Origin of the sequence: Klebsiella sp. D5A, assembly GCF_001620885.1 — a bacterium.
Taxonomy (GTDB): domain Bacteria; phylum Pseudomonadota; class Gammaproteobacteria; order Enterobacterales; family Enterobacteriaceae; genus Klebsiella; species Klebsiella variicola.
Map to the genome: position 1 here is coordinate 22,620 of NZ_LOAR01000009.1, position 23,577 is coordinate 46,196.

Consider the following 23,577-nt stretch of genomic DNA (forward strand, 5'->3'; position numbering starts at 1 on the left):
TACTTAGTTCAGCACCTGTACCGCGGCGCCTTCACGTAAACGCTGCGCGCCGTCGGTGATCACCTGCTCGCCCGCCTGCAGCCCTTTCTCAACCGCAAACTGCTGCCCCTGCTGCCCCGCGAGGGTCAGACGACGCTGCCCGGCGGTGTGGTCCGGCTTCAGCACCCAGCTGAAAAAGCCCTGCGGATCCTGCTGCACGGCGGCGGCCGGGATCATCACCCGTGACTGCAGCTCCTGCGGACGGAACAGGATTGTTACGCTGCCGCCCGGCAGCAGACGGTGCTGCGGATTGGCGAACTCCGCCCGCACCGCCACGCTGCCGGTGCGGGCGTCAATCCGGTTATCGATGGAGGTCAACACCCCATCGCGCCGTTTGCCATCCACGTCAATCTGCGCCAGCCACGCCTGCTTCAGGGCGCGGATGTCGGCATGCTGGCCGGATTTGCTGAAAAATGCGGCTTCGTCGAGAGCGAACGACACCCGCACCGGATCCAGTTGCACGATGTCCACCAGCACGCCGCTGGATGGGTTAATCAGCGTCCCGACGTGAAAGGCGCTGTGCCCCACGCGACCGGTCACCGGCGCCGCAATCCGGGTGTAGCTGAGCACAATCTGCTGGGCCTCGACGCGGGCTTTCGCCTGCTGCACGGCGGCGGCGGCGACGTCGCGCTGCATCCGGGCCGTGTCGACGTCGTTGCGGCTGATGGAGTGGTTGTTAATGAGCCGCTCGTAGCGAGTGAGCAGTTGCTGCGACTGACGTAATGAGGCTTCGGCGCTTTTCAGCTCGGCCTGCGCCAGGGCCAGGGCCGCGCGGGGCTGCGCGTCGTCGAGGGTAAACAGCAGGTCGCCCTCGGTAACATACTGGCCATCCTGGAAATGGCGCTTAACTATCACCCCTTCGGTGCGCGCGCGAATGTCGACGGCGCGGATCGCCTCGACCCGCCCGGGGATGGCACGTTCTTCAGCATGAGGCGCCAGTTCAACCGTGGCGACGCGGACCGGCACCGCCGGCGCGGCGGTCGCCGTCAGGGCGCCGCCGGCCAGACCGCAGGCCAGCAGAGCAAAGCGGAAGGTTTTAATCATAGGGGGATCCTTGCGAAAGTAACGCGCGCCTGCAGCGAGGCGCGCGAGATCAATCAAGCCGTTTTGCGGAACCGGCGCGTCAGGCGCTTCTCAACTTCCACCACCAGGAACATGGCGACGCCGATGACCAGGGTGATAAACCAGTAGCGCAGCGGCAGCGCTTCCGTACCAAACATGCTCTGCATCAGCGGGACATAGATAATGACCAGTTGCATCAGCAGCAGGACACCGGTCACCAGCCAGATGCCTTTGTTGCGCAGCAGACCCATGCTCAGGGAGAAGCTGTCGCTGCTGCGGCAGTTGATCATGTAGACCCACTGCGCCGTCACCAGCATCTGCAGCAGCACGGTGCGGATAAACTCCGGACTGTGGCCGCGCGGCGCCAGCCAGGCCTCAAGGATAAAGGCGGCAATAGCAATCATAGACCCGACAAAAGCCACTCGCCACACGGCGAAGCCATCCATCACGTGCTGGCCGGTTTTACGCGGCGGGCGGTTCATCACATTGCGCTCTGCGGCTTCAAAGGCAAGGCCGAAGGAGAGCGTCGCCGACGTCGCCATGTTCATCCACAGGATCAGCACCGGGGTCAGCGGAATAATGTTCCCCGCCAGCAGGGCGATGATGATCAGCAGCCCCTGCGCCAGGTTGGTCGGCATGATGAAGAGGATGGTCTTCTTCAGGTTGTCATAGACCCGACGGCCCTCTTTTACCGAGCTGGCGATGGTCGCGAAGTTATCATCGGTCAACACCATGTCAGCCGCCTCTTTGGTGACTTCGGTACCTTTGATACCCATGGCGATACCCACGTCGGCCTGGCGCAGCGCCGGCGCGTCGTTGACGCCGTCTCCGGTCATGCCGACCACTTCGCCGTTATCCTGCAGGGCTTTCACCAGGCGCAGCTTATGCTCCGGGCTGGTACGGGCAAAGATGTCGTACTCCACCGCCGCCTTCGCCAGCGCCGCATCGTCCATGTGCTCCAGCTGGTAGCCGGTCATGGCCTGGCTGCTGTTGGTGATCCCCAGCATCTGGCCGATGCTCATCGCCGTCTGCGGGTGGTCGCCAGTGATCATCTTCACGCGGATCCCGGCGGTCTGGCAGGCATGGATGGCGTCAATGGCTTCCGGACGCGGGGGATCCATCATCCCGGCGATGCCGAGGAAAATCAGCCCCTCCTGCAGGTCCTCATGGTTGAGGGTGGTGGCATCAAGGCTGGCAGGCTTACAGGCCGCCGCCACCATGCGCAGTCCCTGACGGGCGAAGCGCGCCATCTCCTCTTCCCAGTACTGCGCCTCGAACGGCACCGCGCCGTGGCGGCTCATCTGCTCGCGGCACATGGCGAAGATAACGTCCGGCGCACCGGTGATCAGCACCCGGGCCTCGCCATCGATGTGCTGCAGGGTCGACATATATTTGTACTGTGAGTCAAAGGGGATCTTGGCCACCAGACGGGCCTCCACCGCCGGGAGCTGCGCTTTCGCCGCCAGCACCTTCAGCGCCCCTTCGGTCGGCCCGCCGGTGATCCCCCACAGACCGCGCTCATCCTGGGTAAGCTGGCTGTCGTTACACAGGTCGATGGTGCGCAGCCAGGTCTCCAGCACGGTGCCGGGCTGAACCTGCACGGGCTCGTCGCTCCCCTCAAGGAAGATCCGTCCCTGCGGCTCATAGCTGTCGCCTTCCACCCGGTAGCAGCAGTCTGCCGTGATGATCGCTTTGACGGTCATTTCGTTCATCGTCAGAGTGCCGGTTTTATCCGAACAGACCACGGTCATGGCGCCGAGAGTTTCCACGGTCGGCAGCTTACGAATAATCGCCCGCTTGCGCGCCATCGTCTGCACGCCCAGCGACAGAATAATCGAGATGATCGCCGGCAGCCCCTCCGGTACCGCGGCCACCGCCAGGCTAATCAGCGACAGCAGCAGCTCGCCCATCGGGATATCCCGCAGCGCGAGGCTAAAGATAAACAGCGCCACCATCATGGCGAGGATAATGACAAAAATCGCTTTGCCGAGCTTATCCATCTGCACCAGCAGCGGGGTACGGTGCTTCTCAATGCCCGCCATCATCTGGTTGATATGGCCGAGTTCGGTCTCCGCGCCGGTGGCGGTCACCACGCCGATGCCGCCGCCAGCGCTGACGGTGGTGCCGGAGAAGACCATGTTCACCCGGTCGCCCAGCGGCAGGTCGCCCTCCAGCGCGTCGGTGATTTTATCCACCACCGTCGACTCGCCGGTGAGGATCGCCTCTTCCACCCGCAGGTTGTGGGTTTCAATCAGGCGCATATCCGCTGGTACGCGGTCGCCGGCGCGCAGGATAACGATGTCCCCTGGAACCAGGTCGCGCGTCGGGATAGTCTCATGTTTGCCGTTACGCTGGACGCGGGCATCGCTGGAGAGCATGTTGCGGATCCCCTGCAGGGATTTTTCGGCGTTGCTCTCCTGGATATGACCGATCAGGGCGTTAATCACCGTCACGCCGAGGATCACCAGGGTATCGACCCAGTGACCCATAATGGCGGTCAGCGCCGCGGCAGCCAGCAGCACGTAAATCAGTACGTCGTTAAAGTGGGCGAGAAAGCGCAGCCAGCCCGGTTTACCCTTCTTTTCCGGCAGGGCATTCGGACCAAAGGTATTCAGGCGCTCGGCGGCGTCTGCGGAATTTAACCCAGCGGCCTGGCTTTTTGTCTGCGCCAGCACTGCGTCAACGGTCTGCTGCCAGACCTGCCGTGGCGCGGTGTCGCCCGAGGGCGTCGTAAACTTTGGGTTATTCATCTTGGTCAAATTACATTTTCCTTATAAATTCCGTGAATCGGAAAGCCTGAAATCATTCCTGGCCAATGAAGTAAAACGTGGCTAAAAAGCCGGTAAAAATGTGATCCAATATGCGCCTAAATTTTTCGCAAAATACAAAATGTGTGATAAGTTAATTCACAAGATAAATATTACAGAATATTAATAAACCAAAACTAAACGAGGTTAAATATGTTTGGAATCTACCGAGGACGCCGTCTGGCGCTGTACATCCTGCTGGCCATCATTGTTGCCACGCTGGTGGGATATAGCACTTATAGTTTTGTAAAAGCGCTGGCATAATAATGACGTTAATTTACATCCGGCTGCAATTAACTTAATTACAAATTATTTCAGATTAATTAACATGAGAGCGAATGGCAGGCAATAATATTTAAAATAGCCGTGTTATAGAGAGTAAAAAAACAAAGCATATTGCGTTAAGCATTATTTTACCGGACAATATGTTTTTTAACTGATGATTAACATGACATGAAACATCCGCTGGAAACGCTTCTCTCCGCCGCCGGGATCTTACTGCTGGCCCTGCTCTCCTGTCTGCTGTTGCCCGCGCCTTCGCTGGGCCTGACGCTGGCGCAAAAGCTGGTTGAGACATTCCATATGATGGATCTCAACCAGCTCTATACGGTGTTGTTTTGTCTGTGGTTCTTAGCGCTGGGCACCCTTGAATTTCTGGTGCTGCGCTGGGTGTGGCGTCGCTGGTTCTCCCTCGAACGGTAAACCAGGAGAGCGCGCCTCAGTGGGCGCGGCTGTGGTTTTCTTTGCGGTAGGCGCCCGGCGGCTGGTTGAAGGTCCGGGTGAAGACGCGGGTAAAGGTCTGTTGCGAATCGAAGCCATACTTCAGGCAGATATCGTAGACCCGCTGATCGGTGTCGCGCAGATCGCGGGCGGCCAGCAGCAGCTTCCTTTCACGAATATAGCGCCCAAGGCTCTCTCCCTTGTACTGTAAAAACAGCCGTTGCAGATGCCATTTCGAATACCCGGCATGGCGAGCGATATCATCAATACGCAGCGGTTGATGCAGGTTGTCATCAATCCACTCGACGATAGTGTCAATCACCTGAGCGGAAATCGTCATATGCTCTCTCCTCTGAAACTGCACTGGCGCTTAGCGCCACCAGGCGTTAAATGATTGCGTCTTATCGGCGACCCACAGCGGCTCGCCCTGCATAGGCGTCAGCAGACGCCAGGCCCTTCCTTCGCTGGCAGCCGCCAGCCGTTGATACGGTTCATCCCAGCTGTGTTTCGCCAGAACAAACCGTCCTGCATGCCCAGGCAGCACCGCGCGGGCGCGCAGGTCGTCGGCAGCCTGAGCCGTTTCATCCGGCATCATGTGAATATATTTCCAGTCCTGGTCATACTGCCCGTTCTCCATGATCGCCAGATCAACCGGACCAAATTCATCACCAATCGCTTTGAAGTGCGGCCCATAGCCGCTGTCGCCGCTGTAATAAATTTTTTGCTGCGGGGTGACGAACAGAAAACTGGCCCACAGCGTCTGGTTACGCTTCAGTCCACGGCCGGAAAAGTGCCGCGCCGGCAGAACGTGAACGGTGAATTCATCGCTGACCGGGATCGCCTGCTGCCAGTCCGCTTCGCTAATCAGCGCCCCGTCCATCCCCCAGTAGCGCAGATGCGACCCGACGCCCAGCGGCGTAATGACCCGCTTAATTTTCGGCAGCAAGGCGCGGATGGTGGCGTAATCCAGATGGTCGTAGTGATCGTGGGAGATGATCAGCAGATCGATATCCGGCATCCCTTCCGCCCGCCACGGATAGTCGCCGGGAAAGGCTTTATTGATAAAGGAGAACGGCGCCGCGTAATCGCTGAACACCGGATCGATCAGGATACGTTTTCCTGCCAGCTGCAGGTACCAGGAGGAGTGGCCGAGCCAGACCATCACATCCTGCCCCAGGGGCAGCGTCGCCAGGTCGGTCTTCACCAGCGGCAGCGGCTGAGCGGGACGGGCGTTTTCACGTTTGGTCATCAGGAAATCCCACCACGCCGCCAGCATATTTTTCTGCCCGGTGAACCCTGGCGTGGGCAATTGGTTATGGAACTGGCCGTCCCGGTAGTGGGGAGACGCTTCCACCTGGCTAAGCTGTGCCCCCTGCGGCGCCTTACCAAAACCGGCATTGAGGACAAACGGCAATGTCGTTGCTGCTGCGAGTAACATGATGGCGACCACGCTAAAAGTGACACGGTTCATATCCTGACCAGACAAAAGCCCCCATCCCGGAGGCTTTGTGATATAACTTGATTATGAGTGAGTACGCACTCATTATTAGGAAAGTGATGAAAGTCGTCAAGACGATTTTCAATTTTTGCGTTCCGCCGTTGCAGCGACCTGGTCAGACGTGCAAAGATCGGCGGTTTGTTTAAACCTGCGTGAGGAAAAAAGTAGTGGCTCGTCCAAAGAGTGAAGATAAAAAGCAAGCGTTACTGGAAGCTGCCACCGCGGCTTTCGCCCAGTCCGGCATCGCCGCCTCGACGTCGGCCATCGCCCGCAGCGCTGGGGTGGCCGAGGGGACGCTGTTTCGCTATTTCGCCACCAAGGATGAGTTGCTCAACGAGCTGTACCTCGCGATTAAGCTGCGCCTGGTGCGCACAATGATCGCCGGGCTGGATCCGCACGAGAAGCGCCCGAAAGAGAACGCGCGCAATATCTGGAACAGCTATATCGACTGGGGCGTGCGCAACCCGATGGAGCACAAGGCGATCCGCCGGATGGCGCTCAGCGAGCGCATCACCGACGAAACCCGTCGCCAGGTAAAAGAGAGCTTCCCGGAGCTCAACGAAATGTGCCAACTGTCGGTGAAAGAGATTTTTCTCAGCGAGGCGTACCGCGCCTTTGGCGATGCCCTGTTTCTGTCGCTGGCGGAGACCACCATCGAATTCGCCAGCCACGATCCGCAGCGCGCCCGGGAGATTATCGCCCTCGGCTTTGAAGCCATGTGGAACGCCCTGCATGAGGCGGACGCCTAATGACCCCCGAGATGCTGCATCCCTGCGCTCATCGTATCGCCCTGACCTACCCGTTTACCGAGCACTGCTGGCCTTTTGGGCCAGAGTACGACGTGTTTAAGGTCGATGGCCGTATCTTTATGATCACCATGACCATTCGCGGCCGGGCGCTGGTCAACCTGAAGGCTGAGCCGCAGAAGTCGCTGCTGAATCAGGAAATTTATCGCAGTATCGAACCGGGCTACCATATGAACAAGAAACACTGGATCACGGTGGTGCCGGGAGAGGATATCAGCGAGGATCTGCTGGCCGAGCTGATTGACGATTCGTGGCATCAGGTGGTGAACAAGCTGAGTAAAAAGGCCCAGCAGCGCCTGCGTCCGCGCTGATTTTCAGCCAAATGCGATAAGTGTTATCGCATTTTTCACCCTTATCATTTGGCGATCTTCGCTGTACTCTTCCTCTCCTTAACGCACCGGTAAGGTGCTGTAAACTGTGAGGAAGAGTTATGGATATCGTATCGGTCGCTTTAAAGCGCTATTCCACCAAGGCCTTTGACGCCACGAAAAAGCTGACTGCCAGCGAAGCCGAACAGCTGAAAACGCTGCTGCAGTACAGCCCGTCTAGCACCAACTCCCAGCCGTGGCACTTTATCGTCGCCAGCACCGATGAAGGGAAAGCTCGAGTAGCCAAAGCCGCCAGCGGCACCTACGTGTTCAACGAACGCAAAATTCTCGACGCCTCGCACGTGGTGGTGTTCTGCGCGAAAACCGCGATGGACGACGCCTGGCTGCAGCGCGTGGTGGATCAGGAAGAGGCCGATGGCCGTTTCGCCACCCCGGACGCAAAAGCCGCTAACCACAAGGGTCGTACCTTCTTTGCCGATATGCACCGCAAAGAGCTGAAAGATGACGATCAGTGGATGGCGAAGCAGGTGTATCTCAACGTCGGCAATTTCCTGCTGGGCGTAGCGGCGATGGGCCTCGACGCCGTGCCGATCGAAGGGGTTGATTTTGCGATCCTCGATGAGGAGTTTGACCTGAAAGCCAAGGGCTACACCAGCCTGGTGGTGGTCCCGGTTGGCCACCATAGCGTGGAGGATTTCAACGCTACCCTGCCGAAGTCGCGTCTGCCGCAGTCGACGACCATTACCGAGATTTAATCTCTCCACCAGGCGCCTTTCACCGGGCGCCTCTGGTGCTGCTTGTTATTGCCGGGTGGCGGCTACGCCTGACCCGGCCTACATAACAATGTATATCATATAGTTACCTCTCACCGTAGGCCCGCGCAAGCGCAGCGCCGCCGGGCAGCGGGTGCGGAGCGGCTTTTATGCCGGGCGGCGGCTCACGCCTTGCCCGGCCTGGGGTTCGTGCGACCTGTTGGTGATTTACCCATTTGCGCGACTGAAACTGCCGGTTTCTCCCTCTCCCTGTGGGAGAGGGCCGGGGTGAGGGCAGCAGAGCGCACCCATTCACTGTTCCCCGGAACCGTAGCCCGATGCGCCGTTGTTTTGTCGGGTGGCGCTTCGCTTACCCGACCTACGGTCCGTGCGGCCTGTCGTTAATTTGAGCCGGTAAGTGAATCGCCACCGAGGGCGTTAGTAAAGTAAAATTTGTGGGTGCTTTATTCCACAGGCTAACGCGTATCGCGTTAAGGTATCCAGACTGGCGCGGGTGACATTGGCTTCCATTCTGGAGACCGTCGGCGCACTCACCCCCATCCTCTGCGCCACCTGGGCTCGGGTCAGCCCCGCCTGCTCGCGCCATTGCGCCAGCATAGTACGTAATCGCTGTTGACGTTCTTGCGCATCGAACGCAGCCTGAACCTCAGGCTGGCTAAGCAGTTCTGTTTTTAACGTATCCCAGTCAATGATCTTTTTACTCATTGCGCATCTCCTCTAATCGCTTCAGCGCCAGGCGAATTTCCGATGACGGGGTTTTTTGCGTTTTCTTGACAAAAACCCGTAGCAGAAAGAGCGTCTTGCCTTGCTGAAAAACGTAGATCCCTCGCCCCTGTACCGAACCTAACGCACGAATTTCAAATAGCCCCTGCCCCAGCGGTTTACTGTCAGGTTCTCTCAGCGCGGTGGGATTTTGGCGTAACTTGTCTATTTGCCGGATCATCTTCGCCTGGACAATGGGCGGAAGCGCCTGCAATTCCTTTTTAACGTCCACATGCACAACTATTCTGAACATCAGACTCCCTTCCTCTGGATGTTAGCATATAAGGCAAATTGCCTTAAAGGCTAATTTTTGAGATGCCCGGCAAGCCTATGCTCATTTGCAGCCAATCGCAGAAAAATGTGCTGAAACTGGAATCAGGGACGAAAAAAGGCCGCGACTGAGCGCGGCCTGAGGGGTTAGCGTTCTCAACGAGAGCTTATTTTTTTCTCCACCTGCCCTTCGCCGGCGTGCCAGATGCGCTCGGCATAGCGGCCAATCAACGCCAGCGAGACGGCAAGGATCAGGAAAAACAGCACTTTGTGCATCCCGTTCCAGAAAAACTCAAAGAAACGGGTATAGAGATTGATCGCCAGGAAGGTTAGTCCGAAGCCGCGTAGCATTCCGTCATCGGTTTTCAGGCTGATAAAAATGCAGACGCCGGCCGCTACGGCAAACAGCAGCCCCCACGGCAGGAGTCGCGCCTGGCTCACCTGGTACCAGCTGTCTGCGTCGTAATTGCCGAAAATCGACAGGATCCACAGCGCAATAAACAGGTACGTGAGGCCCATCGCCTTGCTGACGGTAAACAGCTGCCGCTGGCGAAGCAGGGATTGCGCGCCGTAGCAGAGCGCCAGCAGCGCGCCGCCGAACAGGACGAAGCGAATCGGGTAGTTCATGCCCAGCCAGTAGGCGCCCCACCCCGAGACGTAGCCGGTTTCCGCGCCGAACCAGTTGCCCAGCGCCAGCAGAAAAAAGAGCCACACCAGCCCGGAGCGGGCAATATAGCCGATGGCGCCGTAAATCACGCATCCGGCCAGAAACAGCGGTGCGATATGGCCGCTGCCGTTATCCAGCCGTTCGCCAAGCTGCCATAGCGACACGGCGGTAAAGACGACGCCCAGAAACAAAATCGCCTCGGTGCTGTAGTGCCACTGCCTCTCCCGCCGCTGGCGGCGAAAACCCCAGCCGTAGCAGGCGACCGCCAGCAGCGCAGGCAGCAGGATCCGCGTCAGCGCCGAGTGGCTGAACAGGCTCAGCAGCCACGCCACCAGCTCGCTGTCGGCAAACAGGCTGCCCAGAGCAATCAGCACGCAGGCCAGCGCGGTCCAGAAGGCGTAGCGGCTCAGGCGCCGCCAGTCGAAGGGGGAGACGCGCAGCGTGTGCGCCAGCCGCTGACTGTCCGACGGGGTTAACTCCCCGCTGGCCTGCCAGGCGTTCAGCGCGCGCTGAATAATGCGCTGCTCTTTTCGGGTTACGTTCATAGGCATTCCTTGAGACTGATGACAAACCTGTTTTCGCTAATGTGCTCGCCTTTCTGCCGGGCAGCAGCTGTCGCCTTCCCCGGCCTACTTAACCATTTATATATCAGATTGTTACCCCTTACCGTAAGCCCGCGTAAGCGCAACGCCGCCGGGCATGATATCAGGCTCGATACCCGTCATATTGCCGGGTGGCGGCTACGCCTGACCCGGCCTACGGTCCCTGGGGTTCGTGCGACCTGCCGGAAGTTACCCACCAGGGCTGCTGAAACTGCCGGTGTTGCGGCCTCAACATCGCTGAGACGTTCCCGGCAGGCCGCATGGATGCGGGCTGAGGGCCGTGTTTTGCACGGACGCTGCCTCGGCCCGACCCGAAGCCTGCAGGGATAAGTCGAAGGCACCACGCAGTGGCGATTTTGCTGGCCGGAGCCCGGGGGTACAGGGGGCGGCGGCGACTGGCCGCCCCCTGTGCGCTCCCTGCGCCATGAGTGACATAACGCAGAAGGCGTATCGGGAGCGCAATGTGTGCTGAAGTCGTAGATCACATACAGGACTTCCCGACAGTGCTTTCCCTACCCCTCTCCCGGAGGGTAAGGGAACCGTCCAGCAGCGCCGGCCGGGAATACCCGAAGATGGCACATTGCCAGCCATCTGATTCCTTGTGATTAATGTTGGTCCAGCCACGCCAGCGCCTGCTCGCCCGCCTCGTCCATCGGCAGATAGACCAGCAGGCGCGAACCGTTGCGCGGCGCCGAATACCAGTACATCTGCTGCAGACTGAATCGCCCGAGCTGCGGGTGGTTAAAATGTTTAATCTGGTTTTCCACACCGCGCACCTCGTAACGCTGATGCCACAGCGCTTCAAACTCCGACGAGGCGGCGAAAAAGCGCGCCAGCTTGTTTTCCCACGCCGGATCGCCACGGTGCTCGGCCATCGCGGCGCGGAAATAGGAGACGAAGGTCGGCAGCACATCGCGATTTTCGATCCGGCTGCGCCAGGTCTCATGGGTCAGATAGAGATAAATACAGTTGCGATCTTCTTCCGGGAGGGTGGCGAAATCGATGCCCATCAGGCGGCAGAAGCTGTCGTTCCAGGCCACAATATCAAAGTTCGGTTTCTGAATGCTGGCCGGCTGCGGCATCAGGCTGTCCAGCATCCGGCGGGTGCCGGGGCTGATGCCTTCGCACACCGTCACCTGGGTGGCTTCCGGCGGGGTCAGCCCCGCCAGTACGAACAGGTGCCGGGTCTCCAGCGGACTGCACTGCAGGGCATTCGCGACCCCCACCAGCACCGCCTCCGACGGATTCACCTCCCGCCCCTGCTCCAGCCAGGTGTACCAGGTGACGCCGACGTCGGCGAGCATCGCCACCTCTTCCCGACGCAGGCCCGGCGTGCGCCGGCGGCCCACGCGGGGCAACCCCAGGCGCTGCGGATCGAGGCTTTCGCGGCGGGCGCGCAAAAATGCCCCCAGCTGTTTGCGTCGATCGTCCGGCACGGCGATCGTCAACTCCCGTTGCGGCATCGTGGTCATCACCCCTCCAGCATAGTAGTGCCAGTACCAGTATAGACAGGAACTGGTACCCGTTTAATTTATCGGTAATGCTACGTCGGTCTGCTGAATGACGCAATGGAGAATCCCATGAATACGTCTGCTGTTTCACCCGGCCGCGCCGGTCTGTTGCTGCTGCTGGGCGGCCAGATGCTGCCGCTTATTGATACCTCGATCACCAATGTGGCGCTGGACGCCATCACCCACACCCTGGCGGCCAGCGCCACGCAGCTGGAGCTTATCGTCGCGCTCTACGGCGTCGCCTTTGCCGTCTGCCTGGCGATGGGCAGTAAGCTTGGCGATAACTATGGCCGCCGGCGCCTGTTTATGTGGGGCGTCGCCCTCTTTGGCATCGCTTCCCTGCTGTGCGGGATGGCGAACAGCATCGGCGCCCTGCTGGCGGCCCGCACCCTGCAGGGCGCCGGGGCGGCGCTGATTGTGCCGCAGATCCTCGCCACCCTGCACGTGACCCTCAAAGGCCCCGCCCACGCCCGGGCCATCAGCCTGTATGGCGGCATCGGCGGGATCGCCTTTATTGTCGGACAGATGGGCGGCGGCTGGCTGGTATCGGCGGACATCGCCGGGCTGGGCTGGCGCAACGCCTTTTTTATCAATGTGCCGATCTGCCTGCTGGTGTTGGCTCTGAGCCGCCGCTATGTGCCGGAAACCCGTCGCGAGACGCCGTCGCGTATTGACTGGCAGGGCACGCTGTACCTCGCGCTGATCCTCTGCTGCCTGCTGTTCCCGATGGCCCTCGGTCCGGAGCTGCACTGGCCGCTGTGGCTGCAGCTGATGCTGGTGGCGGTCCTGCCGCTGCTGTTCGCCATGCGTCAGAGCGCCCTGCGCCAGCAGCAGCGCGGCGACCATCCCCTGCTGCCGCCGCGTCTGCTGCAGTTGACCAGCATCCGCTTCGGGATGGCCATCGCCCTGCTATTTTTCAGCGCCTGGTCCGGCTTTATGTTCTGCATGGCGCTGACCATGCAGGAGGGGCTGGGGATGGCGCCGTGGCAGTCCGGCAATAGCTTTATCGCCCTCGGCGTGGCCTATTTTATTTCGGCGCTGTATGCCCCGCGGCTTATCGCCCGCCACAGCATGGGGCGGATCCTGTTGACTGGTCTGGCGGTGCAGATCGCCGGGCTACTGCTGCTGTGCGCCACCTTCTCCCGCTTCGGCATCGCCACCACCGCCCTGACGCTGGTCCCCGCCACGGCGCTGATCGGCTACGGTCAGGCGCTGATCGTCAACAGCTTTTACCGGATTGGCATGCGCGATATCAGCGCCAGCGACGCCGGGGCCGGGAGCGCCATCCTCAGCACCCTGCAGCAGGCGACCCTCGGTCTCGGACCGGCTATCCTTGGTTCGCTGTTCCTGGCGCTGGCCCGTCGCGGCGGCGGAAACTATCCGCAGGCGCTGATTGATTTTCTGCTGGTCGAGGTGGCCATGATGCTGTTGCTGGGGGCGATCGCGCTGTGGCTGCGCCATCATCTCAACCGACAGCCTGCGACGGTAGCGTCGTAATACCGGCGGCGGTGATTTGCATAATAGCTATCCAGCGGTCATCATACCCGCTGGATATTCAGGAGACGTTATGCAGGAATTAATATCGCAAATTGCCGCCTTAGGAATCGAAATAACCCCCACCCGCTCGCTGATGATTATCTTCGGCATTATCTTATTCACCGCCGTGGTCGTGCATCTGATATTGCACAAAGTGGTCCTGCGCGCGTTCGAAAAACGGGCGTTGGCCAGCAGCCATCTGTGGCTGCAAATCATCACGCAGAATAAACTCTTTCACCGACTGGCCTTTACCCTGCAGGGGATCATCGTCAACGTGCAGGCGGTGCTGTGGCTGCAAAAAGGCAGCGAGGCCGCGGAAATATTAACCACCGTGGCTCAGCTATGGGTGATGATATATGCCATGCTGTCCTTCTTCTCGCTGCTGGATGTGATCTTAAAGCTGGCGCAGAAATTTCCCGCCGCCTCACAGCTGCCGCTGAAGGGCATATTCCAGGGGATTAAGCTGGTGACGGCGATTATTATCGGCATCCTGATTATTTCCCTGCTGATAGGCCAGTCACCGGCGATCCTGATTAGCGGGCTCGGCGCGATGGCCGCGGTGCTGATGCTGGTGTTTAAAGATCCGATCCTCGGTCTGGTGGCCGGTATCCAGCTCTCTGCCAACGATATGCTCAAGCTTGGCGACTGGCTGGAGATGCCGAAGTACGGCGCCGACGGCGCGGTGATCGATATCGGCCTCACCACGGTGAAGGTACGCAACTGGGACAACACCATCACCACCATTCCAACCTGGTCGCTGGTCTCCGACTCGTTTAAAAACTGGAGCGGCATGTCGGCCTCCGGCGGCCGCCGCATCAAACGCAGCCTTAACATCGACACCACCAGCATTCATTTTCTTGATGAACAGGAGCAGCAGCGCCTGATCCGGGCGAAGTTGCTTAAGCCCTATATGGATTCGCGCCACGAGGAGATTAGCGCCTGGAACCAGCAGTACGCCGGGGAACAGTCGGTTCTCAATGAGCGGCGAATGACCAATGTCGGCACCTTCCGCGCCTATCTGCAGGAGTATTTACGCCATCATCCACGCATCCGCCAGGATATGACCCTGATGGTGCGCCAGCTGGCGCCGGATGCCAACGGGTTGCCCATCGAGATCTACTGCTTCACCAACACCGTGGTGTGGGCGGAATATGAGGGGATCCAGGCGGATATTTTCGACCATGTCTTCGCCGTGGTGGAGGAGTTTGGCTTACGCATTCATCAAACGCCCACCGGCAACGACATTCGCGCGCTGGCGGGCGCCTTCTCCCGCTGATCCTCAGGCGCTGGCGCGGGCTATCACGCGCCAGTCCATCATCACCCGCTCGACGGCGGCGTCGGGATCGTCGATGCGTTTCATTAACAGATCCACCGCCGTGCGGCCGATCGCCCGGGAGGGCTGTTCGACGGTGGTCAGCTGCGGGGAGACCACTTCCGCCAGCTCGGTGCCGTCGAAGCCGATCACCGCGATATCCTCCGGCACCCGCAGTCCGGCCTGGTCAATCGCCCGCAGCGCCCCGGCAGCAAGTGAGTCCGAAACGGCAAACACCGCGTCGGGCTGCTCGTCTTGCGACAGCAACTGCTCCATCGCCCGTTTACCGGCCGCCGCGCTAAGATCCTGCGCGTAAGTCACCTGCTGATACGCCAGACCGTGCACGTGCAGCACGCTTTTATAGCCGCGCTCGCGCAGACGGGCATAGCGATAGCTCAGGTCGTGATTAATGAGCGCAATGCGGCGGCGGCCGCTATCGGCCAGTCGGGACACCGCCCCCTGAGCCGCCTCGACGTCGTTAATCCCGACGCAGGAGATGCTGCCGGTGTCGGCATACTCCGCGCACTGCACCCAGGGCGCATCGCCAATCATGGTGGTCAGTTCCGGCAGGCTGGAGAGCGCGTTCATGGTAATAATGCCGTCGACCATTTTGCCGGAGAGCAGCTGCAGGCCCGAGGTCGAGCGGGCCAGATCCGACCCGGAGTTACACAGCAGAATGCGGTAGCCGTTCTTCTCCGCCTCTTCTTCTATCCCTTTCACCACCTCGGCGCAAAAGGGGTTAGCGATATTGGAGACCATCACCAGGATCATATTGCTGCGAGCGGTTCGCAGCTGACGCGCCAGCAGGTTCGGCTGATAGTTGCTCTCTTTGATCGCCTGCAGCACGCGCTCACGGTTTTTGGCTTTTACCGTATCGCTGTTGTTCAGCACCCGCGACACCGTGGCCACCGAGACGCCGGCCAGACGAGCAATTTTCTGAATAGACATAAACCCTGCACTTCCTGCGATAGAGGTGGATCCTGCAGGCTATCATAAATGACCTCTGGTCAGCCTGCCAGCCTGGCGCGAAAGCGCGGGAACGCACGAGAAAACTATTAAAAATCAGGGCTTCTCTCCCACGCCGTTAACGCGCATCCTTTTGCCGTTCCACCCGGTTCGCGCTCTGGCGACAGCCCCCTGGCGCCCTATTTCTTCATTTATGATTAAGGATGATATCTCCATGAGGCTCTCCACCGCAGTTCTCGCCCTCAGCTGTGCCCTGGCAACGATCACCGGCTGCACCTCGTCAAAATCGTCACCGGAACGCCACGCTTACGCGTTTGTCGCCCACCGCTCCGATTTTGTCGGCGGCAATTTCACCGTCAACCGCCAGGAAAATTACCGTTTAAACCTGCCGACCTTCACGGCAATGTACGCCCGCGGCCAGCAGGATAAAGCCGCTGGCATGAGTGAAAGCGACGCCCGCCACACCGCTGAGGCCATCAAACAACAGGCGGCGCATGGCACCCGTACCGAGCACGCCTTTACCGGCAACGCCAGCGACAAATGGGATAATGCGATGGAAAATAAAGATGCCGTCCTGTTCGGCAACGAGCTCTCCGGTGCCTATCTCGACGGCTATCTTGGGGTGAAATAATCCTGCGCCCCGCCTGCGCTCAGCGTTCGACGCTGACCCAGCGCTGCTGCTGATGGCTTTTGACGATCGCCTCGATGATGTACATCACATCGGCGCCGTCGTCGAAAGCGGCGAAGCGCCGGGCCCCGGCCTCCGGCATCTTCCCGGCGCGCACCGCCTGATAAAAATGCCCCATCATATTCTTGAAGGCATCCGGCCAGCCCTCAATATGGCCGCCGGGATAATGGGCGCTGGCGGCGGCCTCCGGCCGCAGCAGGCTCGGGTCGTCGCTGAGCAGGCGATCCGGCTGCTCGCGGTGGCCGATCCACAGTCGCTGGGGCACTTCCTGATCCCAGGCCAGAGAACAGAGGCTGCCGTTAATCTCCACCGCCAGACGGTTTTTCCGCCCGGCGCTCACCTGGGAGACCATCAAGCTGCCTTTGCTGCCATCGTCAAAACGCAACAGCACCGAGCCAAAGTCCTCAGTATCGACAGGCCGGGTTTCATATGCCTGCGCCTCGTGAACGGCGCTGAAGGTCGCTTTGCCATTGACTGGCGCTTTACGCGTCGGCCAGACAATCGACAGATCCGCCATCACCTCGACAATCCGCCGACCGGTCATAAACTGCACGGTATCGCACCAGTGGGAGCCGATGTCGGCCACCGTCCGCGACGCGCCGCCCTGCGCCGAATCGACCCGCCAGTTGTAGTCGGTCTCCAGCAGCATCCAGTCCTGTAAATAGCTGCCGTGCGCCGCGAAGATCCTGCCGACCTCGCCATGGCGGATCATCGCCGCCGCCTGCTGGACCATGGCGAACTGGCGATAGACGAAGCTGACGCCATGCACCACGCCGGCCCGGGCGGCAAGCGCCACCAGCTCCCGCGCCTCCTCCGCCGTCATACACAGCGGCTTTTCCGAGAAGACGTGCAGCCCGGCGGCGAGGATCTGCCGGTTAATCTGGGCATGCAGATGGTTCGGCGTACAGTTATGCACCACCTGCAGCCCCGGATGGGCCAGCAGCGCCTCCACGCTGTCGTAGGCATGGGCAATGTTCAGCGCCTGCGCCTTGCGCTGCGCCGCCTCAAGGCGGCTGTCGCACAGCGCCACGACCTCGACATCTCCCAGCCGCCGCAGCGCCTCCAGATGCGCCGGGCCAATAAACCCTGCCCCGATTATCGCAACCTGAATCATGTTATTCCCTCCCGCCGGCGGCAAAGTCATCGAAGGCCCGTCCGGCAACGGGAATGATATGGCGGCGGATAAACTCGCTGCCCTCGCGCGCGCCGGTCTCGGCGTCCTTCAGGCAGCACTCCCACTCCAGCACCGCCCAGCCGTCAAAATCATATTCGGTCAGCTTACTGAACACCCCTTTGAAGTCGATCTGCCCGTCGCCGGGAGAGCGGAAACGCCCGGCCCGCTGCTGCCAGGGCTGGTATCCGCCATAGACGCCATTGCGCCCGTTGCGGCGAAATTCGGCGTCCTTGACGTGAAACGCTTTAATACGCGAGTGATAGATATCGATATAAGTCAGATAGTCCATCTGCTGCAGATGCAGGTGGCTCGGGTCATAGAGCATATTGCAGCGCGGATGGTTATCCACCAGCGCGAGAAAACGCTCAAAGGTCACGCCATCGTGCAGATCTTCGCCGGGGTGGATCTCATAGCAGACATCGACGCCCTGTTCGTCGAAGTGGTCCAGCAGCGGCCGCCAGCGCCGGGCCAGTTCGGCAAAGGCCTCATCCAGAAGCGGCTGATTGTGCGGCGGCCACGGATAAAAAAAGGGCCATGCCAGCGCCCCGGAAAAGGTCGCATGCGCCTTCAGCCCCAGGCGGCCGGAGGCCACTGCCGCCTGGCGCACTTTCTCCACCGCCCAGCGCTGGCGCGCCTGCGGATCGCCATGTAGCGCGGCTGGGGCAAAGGCGTCAAACGCCGCGTCATACGCCGGATGCACCGCCACCAGTTGCCCTTCAAGATGAGTGGACAGCTCGCTGATGACCAGCCCATGCTCCGCCAGGGTGCCGCTGACCTCGTCGCAGTAGGTCTGGCTCGCCGCCGCCCGCTCGACATCAAAAATCGCCGGGTGGTTGCAGGGGATCTGCAATGCCCGGTATCCCAGGCCGGCGGCCCACTGCGCCACCCCCGCCAGCGTGTTAAACGGCGCCTGCGGGCCAATAAACTGCGCCAGAAAAATGCCCGGTCCCTTAATCGTTTTCATACCCCCTCCTGAAAAATTAGTGCGGCTCTTTCTCGTTGTACTGGAAAGAGAAAAGGAAAATCAGCGCGATAACCGCGGCGGCCACCGCCGGGATCCACCAAAAGGTCACCCAGGCCTGCGGCACGCTCTGGCCGGCCACCAGATGGTTATACAGCGCGCCGGAGATCTGCGAGCCCAGCAGCATGCCGATCCCGTAGGTGAACATCACAATCATGCTCTGCGCCTGGCCTTTGACCTTCTCGCCCGCCACGCGGTCGGTGTAGATAAAGCCGACGACAAAGAAAAAGTCATAGCACACGCCGTGCAGCAAAATGCCCAGATAGAGCAGGAAGCGCCCCTCTTCGCTGACCCCGAGGGCAAAAAAGGCGTAGCGGACAAACCACGCCACCATGCCGATGAGCAGCATGTATTTCACCCCGAGGCGACGGAACAGCAGCGGGATCACCAGCATAAAGACGATCTCTGACATCTGGCCGAACGACATCGCGGTGCTAACATCTTTGACGCCGGCATCCGCCAGATACGACGCGGTATAGGCGTAATAGGTGCCTAACGGCACGGAAATTAAGGTGGCGCAGAGGGAGAAAATCAGGAAATGGCGGGTTTTCAGCAGCGCGAAGGCGTCCGCACACAGCAGATCGCGAAACTGAACCGGCATGCCTTTGGCCGGCGCCGGGGTGTGGGGCAGCGTCAGGCTGTAAATCGCCAGCGCCACCGAACAGAGCGCCGCCAGCGTGAAGATGCCGGTGGTATCAGAGATACCGGTCACCCCGATGCAGATCCCGGCGATAATCCAGCCGATGGTGCCGAACACGCGGACCACCGGGAAGGTTTTATCGATGTTCGCCAGGCTGTGGAACGCAATATTGTTGGTCAGCGCCAGGGTCGGCATATAGCACAGCGTATAGCCGAACAGCAGGCCAATCAGCAGGGCGCCGTTCTGCGCCACCAGCGCCTGGGGGACAAACCACAGGATCGCCGCCCCGGCCAGGTGCATCACCGCCATCACCTTCTGCGAGGCGAAAAAGCGGTCCACCAGCATCCCCAGCACAAAGGGGGACAGGATGGAGGCGATCGGCCCGGCGGAGAACGCATCGCCGATCAGCAGTGACATCTCATAGCGGGTCATCACCAGCCCCAGGGTCACCGACCAGCTGCCCCAGATAAAGAACTGCATAAACATCATTAACGACAACCGCGGCACCAGAAAACGGTGGCTCACGCGGACACTTTCCCGACCTTCTGTTGTTGTGACCATGTTGCTCGCCCTCAGAAAAGTAATCGATTACAAAATCGCTCAACACAAAAGTAATCGATTACAAAAAGAAGATCGCCAGACAAATTCCCCACCTGCGAAGAGGATCACAATAAAAAGGCAGGCAGCCCCGCCGGACGGCGGGGCGTCTCGCTTACGCCGGGCGGCGCAGCAGTTTGAAGGCGATAAACAGGAACAGGATCCACACCGGCAGCAGGATTGCCGACAGGCGCATGCCGTCGATAGTGCACATCAGCACCAGAATCAACCCAAGGAAAGCAATGCAGAAGTAGTTGCTGGCGGGCGCCAGCAGCGCTTTGAACTTCGATTCACGCCCTTTGCGGCGCTGGGCGGCACGGAACTTCAGGTGCGCCATACAGATCATGATCCAGTTCAGGAGCAGCGTCGCCACCACCAGGGCCATCAGCAGCCCCAGCGCTTCATGCGGCAGCAGGTAGTTCAGCACCACCACCAGCGAGGTAATGACGCCTGACAGCAGCAGCGAATTCACCGGCACGCCGCGTTTGCTGACGCGGGCGAGGAACGTCGGCGCATTGCCCTGCACCGACAGGCCGAACAGCATCCGGCTGTTGGAGTACACACCGCTGTTATAGACCGACAGCGAGGCCACCAGAATGACGAAGTTCAGCGCGGAGGCCACCATGTTGCTGTCGAGATGATGGAAAATCATCACAAACGGGCTGCTGTCGGATTTGATCTCCACCCACGGGTAGAGCGCCAGCAGCACCACCAGCGAACCGATATAGAACAGCAGGATACGATAAACCACCTGGTTCACCGCTTTCGGGATGCTCTTTTCCGGGTTTTGCGCTTCGGCGGCGGTGATGCCGATAAGCTCCAGCCCGCCGAAGGAGAACATAATCACCGCCAGCGACAGAATAAGACCGTGCCAGCCGGTGGCGAGGAAGCCGCCGTGTTTCCACAGGTTGTCGAACCCGGCTTTGCTACCGCCGTGGCCGCCAAACAGCATCCACAGGCCAAAGGCAATCATGCCGATAATCGCCAGCACCTTAATCAGTGCGAACCAGAACTCCGCTTCGCCATACAGACGGACGTTGACCAGGTTGACGGCGTTAATAATGAGGAAGAAGGCCGCCGCCCAAACCCAGGTGGGCACGTCGGGGAGCCAGTACTGCATGTAGATCCCGGCGGCGGTCAGCTCCGCCATCCCTACCAGCACGAACATCACCCAGTAGTTCCAGCCGGACAGGAAACCAGCGAACGGGCCCCAGTATTTGTAGGCAAAGTGGGCAAAGGAGCCGGATACTGGCTCTTCCACCACCATCTCGCCCAGCTGGCGCATGATCAGAAAAGCGACAATCCCGGCCACGGCGTAGCCCAATAAGACCGCCGGGCCAGCCATTTGAATCGCAGGACCAATGCCAAGAAACAGGCCGGTACCAATCGCGCCGCCAAGGGCGATAAGTTGAATGTGTCGGTTCTGTAAACCGCGATGAAGCGTCGGGCCGCTCTCTTCTACGGCATCCGACGACGTTGACGCGTCTTTCACGTCGTTCCCCTGTGTGTTTTTGTGAAGGGGCACCTTTTATCACTTAGGGGGAATTGTCGCAAGTTGCGCGGGGCGAGCGTCAGCCGCCCGCCCCGCTTTTTTAGCGTCAGAAGTCGTAGCTCATTGAGACGCGCACGGTACGCGGATCGCCTTCGAACAGATAGATACCGGTATCGTCAATGCCAGACCAGTACTTCTCGTTGGTCACGTTGGTCACCCCGACGCGCCAGGTCATTTCGTTCTGGTCGGCGTTCAGGCGCATACGATAGCGCAGGCCTAAATCCAGGGTGGTGTAGCTATCCAGCTTCTTGGTATTGGCCGCATCGGCATACTGCGACCCGCTATGATTGACGCGCGCGGTGGCGGTCAGGCCTTCCACCGGCTTGATATCATACTCGGCGCCGAGCACTGCGTAGAAGTTAGCCACCCCGATGGCATCTTTACCGTCGGTTGCGCCTTTAGCGGTTTTAGTTTGTTTGGCATCCAGCCACACCGTACTGGCGTTAAGACGCAGCCCCAGCATCGGCTCGCCGAAGACGTTCATCTCTACGCCGCGGTTACGCTGCTCGCCGTCGAGGCCGTAATTGCCAGCGGTATCGGAAATAGCGTTCGGTTTTTTGATTTCAAACAGCGCCAGCGATCCGCCGATCGTTCCGTAGTCGATCTTGACGCCCACTTCGTCCTGCTTCGAGTGCGCGATCCCGGTACTCTGCCCGGCATTGGCCGCCGTCGTCGGCGCCACAGAGCCCGGCTGCAGCGCTTCGGTATGGTTAGCATACAGCGACAGCTGCTCCCACGGCTTGTACACCAGGCCAAACGTCGGCATCCAGCGGCTTTGGGTATAACGCGAAGAAGTATCTTCCAGCCCGGTGGCGTTGCTGTAGTTGCGCACAACCACTTTCTGATGACGAGCGGCGGCGGTAAACAGCACTTTATCGTTAAAGAAGCCGAGGGTATCACTCAGCAGCCAGCCCTGCGTACGGCTGCGCGAGGTGACCAGCGGATCGTGGTAGTTGCCGCCAAAATAGGCGTTATCCGGCATCGCCACATCACGGTTGTCATAGATATTGGTGGTCGGATTCTTCGCCGACATCCGCCAGGCGGTAGCATCGGTATGCACCTGCGCCGCATAGCCGAGGTTCACCTTATGCGAAATCGCGCCGGTATTGAAATCGCCGCGTACCCCGCCCATGCCGCTGATCGCGTCAATAATGCGGTTAGTATCCAGGCGGCCCACCGTCGCATCGCCGTTTTTATTCAGAAGCTTCGGCGCGCTGTAGGTGCCAATTTCATGCGAATGCTGGCCGCCGAGGGCGCTGTATACCGTCCAGCTATCGGTCAGGTCATATTCTGCCTTCGCCATGCCGAATTCGCTTTCGATATCGCTATAGCCCCACTTCTGGCTGTAGTTTTTGCTGTTGTCCGGCAGCGCCGGAACGAAATCCACGCCGCTGATATTGACGCCCATCGTACCGCCGTGGAACGTTTTCTTCTGGTAGCCGAAATCGAGCGAGGAGCGGAAACGGTCGCCGCGGTAATCAAGCCCCAGCGAAGCCAGCGTAGTACGACGTTTATCATTATCGATAGCGCCTTCACCCTCGCGATGCACCAGGTTGACCCGGGCGCCGAACTGGTTGTTGTCGCCGAAACGGCGTCCCAGGTCGAGGGTGCCGCCCACCTGAGAATCAGAGGTATAGTCGACGCCAACGCGCGCGGTCGGCAGATCTTCCGCCCGTTTCGGCTCAAGGTTAATCATCCCGCCGACGCCGCTGCTGGCCGCACCGTTAAGCAGGCTGTTAGCTCCTTTGAAAATTTCAACGCGCTCCAGCATCTGGGTGTCCATCACCTGACGCGGCACCACGCCCGCCAGGCCGCCCATGGTCATGTCATCGCCATCGAGCTTAAACCCGCGGATTCGATAGGTCTCGGCGAAGTTGCCGTAGCCCTGTACGGCCTGCACGCCAGCGTCGTTACTGACGACATCGGCGATGGTTTTCGCCTGCTGATCCTGAATCAGCTTCGAGGTATAGCCGATAACGTTAAAAGGAACGTCCATCGCCTTTTGTTCGCCAAGCATCCCCAGACGGCCGCCGTGAGCGATCTGCCCGTCGAGGAATGCCGGAACCACCAGGTCGCCGCCGGATTTAAAATCGCTGGTTTCGTTAGCCTCGACGATGAGGGTCTCTTCGCCAGGTTGCTTCGCGGCGGCAGCGTCCGCGGCCATCGCCGTTTGACTGGCAGCGCCGATGGCTAAGGCCAGCAGCGTTTTACGCAGCGGGAAGGATGAATAGTACGTGGTGTGCAT

21 protein-coding genes are annotated in these 23,577 nt (G+C 59.9%); 7 read left to right on the forward strand and 14 right to left on the reverse strand.

The features are described from left to right. Window positions 1-3: 3 nt before the first annotated feature. Window positions 4-1,083, reverse strand: coding sequence for an efflux RND transporter periplasmic adaptor subunit (locus AS136_RS14385; RefSeq protein WP_023322193.1), 1,080 nt, complete (start codon window positions 1,081-1,083; stop codon window positions 4-6). A gap of 53 nt (window positions 1,084-1,136) precedes the next feature. Continuing rightward, window positions 1,137-3,860: a cation-transporting P-type ATPase gene (locus AS136_RS14390; protein ID WP_012542521.1), complete on the reverse strand. Its 2,724-nt coding sequence runs from the start codon at window positions 3,858-3,860 to the stop codon at window positions 1,137-1,139. A gap of 501 nt (window positions 3,861-4,361) precedes the next feature. Here AS136_RS14390 and AS136_RS14395 point away from each other — a divergent pair. Then, window positions 4,362-4,610, forward strand: coding sequence for a DUF1158 domain-containing protein (locus tag AS136_RS14395; RefSeq protein WP_008805539.1), 249 nt, complete (start codon window positions 4,362-4,364; stop codon window positions 4,608-4,610). A 16-nt stretch (window positions 4,611-4,626) separates the two neighbouring features. Here the strand turns inward: AS136_RS14395 and AS136_RS14400 are convergent, their stop codons facing one another. Both AS136_RS14400 and AS136_RS14405 read right to left on the reverse strand, forming a co-directional pair. Continuing rightward, window positions 4,627-4,968 (reverse strand): RamA family antibiotic efflux transcriptional regulator, encoded by a 342-nt coding sequence (locus tag AS136_RS14400; RefSeq protein WP_002893035.1) that lies wholly within the window; start codon window positions 4,966-4,968, stop codon window positions 4,627-4,629. A gap of 30 nt (window positions 4,969-4,998) precedes the next feature. Then, a complete protein-coding gene (locus tag AS136_RS14405; protein WP_162499993.1) occupies window positions 4,999-6,114 on the reverse strand; it encodes an MBL fold metallo-hydrolase in 1,116 nt (371 codons plus the stop codon). 179 nt (window positions 6,115-6,293) lie between these two features. On the opposite strand from AS136_RS14405, the gene AS136_RS14410 reads away from it, so the two are divergent. The 3 genes from AS136_RS14410 (at window position 6,294) to nfsB (ending at window position 8,016) form a co-directional block, all read left to right on the forward strand. Further along, window positions 6,294-6,875, forward strand: coding sequence for a TetR/AcrR family transcriptional regulator (locus tag AS136_RS14410; RefSeq protein ID WP_012968754.1), 582 nt, complete (start codon window positions 6,294-6,296; stop codon window positions 6,873-6,875). Then, window positions 6,875-7,243, forward strand: coding sequence for an MmcQ/YjbR family DNA-binding protein (locus tag AS136_RS14415; protein WP_008805536.1), 369 nt, complete (start codon window positions 6,875-6,877; stop codon window positions 7,241-7,243). The genes AS136_RS14410 and AS136_RS14415 overlap by 1 nt, the downstream gene beginning before the upstream one ends. A gap of 119 nt (window positions 7,244-7,362) precedes the next feature. Next, window positions 7,363-8,016, forward strand: a complete 654-nt coding sequence (nfsB, locus tag AS136_RS14420) for an oxygen-insensitive NAD(P)H nitroreductase (protein ID WP_008805535.1) — start codon at window positions 7,363-7,365, stop codon at window positions 8,014-8,016. A gap of 435 nt (window positions 8,017-8,451) precedes the next feature. Here nfsB and AS136_RS14425 read toward each other — a convergent pair whose 3' ends face one another. The 4 genes from AS136_RS14425 to AS136_RS14440 form a co-directional block, all read right to left on the reverse strand. Further along, window positions 8,452-8,739, reverse strand: a complete 288-nt coding sequence (locus tag AS136_RS14425; RefSeq protein ID WP_023322192.1) for a helix-turn-helix domain-containing protein — start codon at window positions 8,737-8,739, stop codon at window positions 8,452-8,454. After that, window positions 8,732-9,049 carry a type II toxin-antitoxin system RelE/ParE family toxin gene (locus tag AS136_RS14430; RefSeq protein WP_023322191.1) on the reverse strand — a complete coding sequence of 106 codons (318 nt, stop codon included), beginning with the start codon at window positions 9,047-9,049 and terminating at the stop codon, window positions 8,732-8,734. The genes AS136_RS14425 and AS136_RS14430 overlap by 8 nt, the downstream gene beginning before the upstream one ends. Before the next feature lie 173 nt (window positions 9,050-9,222). Continuing rightward, window positions 9,223-10,278: a DUF2157 domain-containing protein gene (locus tag AS136_RS14435; protein ID WP_023322190.1), complete on the reverse strand. Its 1,056-nt coding sequence runs from the start codon at window positions 10,276-10,278 to the stop codon at window positions 9,223-9,225. Between the two features lie 662 nt (window positions 10,279-10,940). After that, window positions 10,941-11,807, reverse strand: coding sequence for a helix-turn-helix transcriptional regulator (locus AS136_RS14440; RefSeq protein WP_008805530.1), 867 nt, complete (start codon window positions 11,805-11,807; stop codon window positions 10,941-10,943). Between the two features lie 108 nt (window positions 11,808-11,915). On the opposite strand from AS136_RS14440, the gene AS136_RS14445 reads away from it, so the two are divergent. After that, window positions 11,916-13,343: an MFS transporter gene (locus AS136_RS14445; protein WP_023322189.1), complete on the forward strand. Its 1,428-nt coding sequence runs from the start codon at window positions 11,916-11,918 to the stop codon at window positions 13,341-13,343. 70 nt (window positions 13,344-13,413) lie between these two features. Beyond that, window positions 13,414-14,658 carry a mechanosensitive ion channel family protein gene (locus AS136_RS14450; RefSeq protein ID WP_004202471.1) on the forward strand — a complete coding sequence of 415 codons (1,245 nt, stop codon included), beginning with the start codon at window positions 13,414-13,416 and terminating at the stop codon, window positions 14,656-14,658. A 3-nt stretch (window positions 14,659-14,661) separates the two neighbouring features. On the opposite strand, the gene AS136_RS14455 is transcribed toward AS136_RS14450, so the two are convergent. Beyond that, window positions 14,662-15,642: a LacI family DNA-binding transcriptional regulator gene (locus tag AS136_RS14455; RefSeq protein ID WP_049156295.1), complete on the reverse strand. Its 981-nt coding sequence runs from the start codon at window positions 15,640-15,642 to the stop codon at window positions 14,662-14,664. A gap of 232 nt (window positions 15,643-15,874) precedes the next feature. Here AS136_RS14455 and AS136_RS14460 point away from each other — a divergent pair, with 232 nt between their 5' ends. Then, window positions 15,875-16,291, forward strand: a complete 417-nt coding sequence (locus AS136_RS14460; protein WP_022065425.1) for an Exc2 family lipoprotein — start codon at window positions 15,875-15,877, stop codon at window positions 16,289-16,291. Window positions 16,292-16,310: 19 nt separating this feature from the next. On the opposite strand, the gene AS136_RS14465 is transcribed toward AS136_RS14460, so the two are convergent. The 5 genes from AS136_RS14465 to AS136_RS14485 all read right to left on the reverse strand — a co-directional run bounded on the left by AS136_RS14465 (window position 16,311) and on the right by AS136_RS14485 (window position 23,577). Next, window positions 16,311-17,462, reverse strand: a complete 1,152-nt coding sequence (locus AS136_RS14465) for a Gfo/Idh/MocA family protein (protein ID WP_012542529.1) — start codon at window positions 17,460-17,462, stop codon at window positions 16,311-16,313. A 1-nt stretch (window position 17,463) separates the two neighbouring features. Beyond that, window positions 17,464-18,486 carry a sugar phosphate isomerase/epimerase family protein gene (locus tag AS136_RS14470; RefSeq protein WP_012968760.1) on the reverse strand — a complete coding sequence of 341 codons (1,023 nt, stop codon included), beginning with the start codon at window positions 18,484-18,486 and terminating at the stop codon, window positions 17,464-17,466. Between the two features lie 16 nt (window positions 18,487-18,502). Next, window positions 18,503-19,708, reverse strand: a complete 1,206-nt coding sequence (locus tag AS136_RS14475) for an MFS transporter (protein ID WP_162499996.1) — start codon at window positions 19,706-19,708, stop codon at window positions 18,503-18,505. A gap of 187 nt (window positions 19,709-19,895) precedes the next feature. Further along, window positions 19,896-21,272 (reverse strand): phenylalanine transporter, encoded by a 1,377-nt coding sequence (gene pheP / locus AS136_RS14480; protein ID WP_012968762.1) that lies wholly within the window; start codon window positions 21,270-21,272, stop codon window positions 19,896-19,898. A gap of 106 nt (window positions 21,273-21,378) precedes the next feature. Continuing rightward, a complete protein-coding gene (locus tag AS136_RS14485; protein WP_063266810.1) occupies window positions 21,379-23,577 on the reverse strand; it encodes a TonB-dependent receptor in 2,199 nt (732 codons plus the stop codon).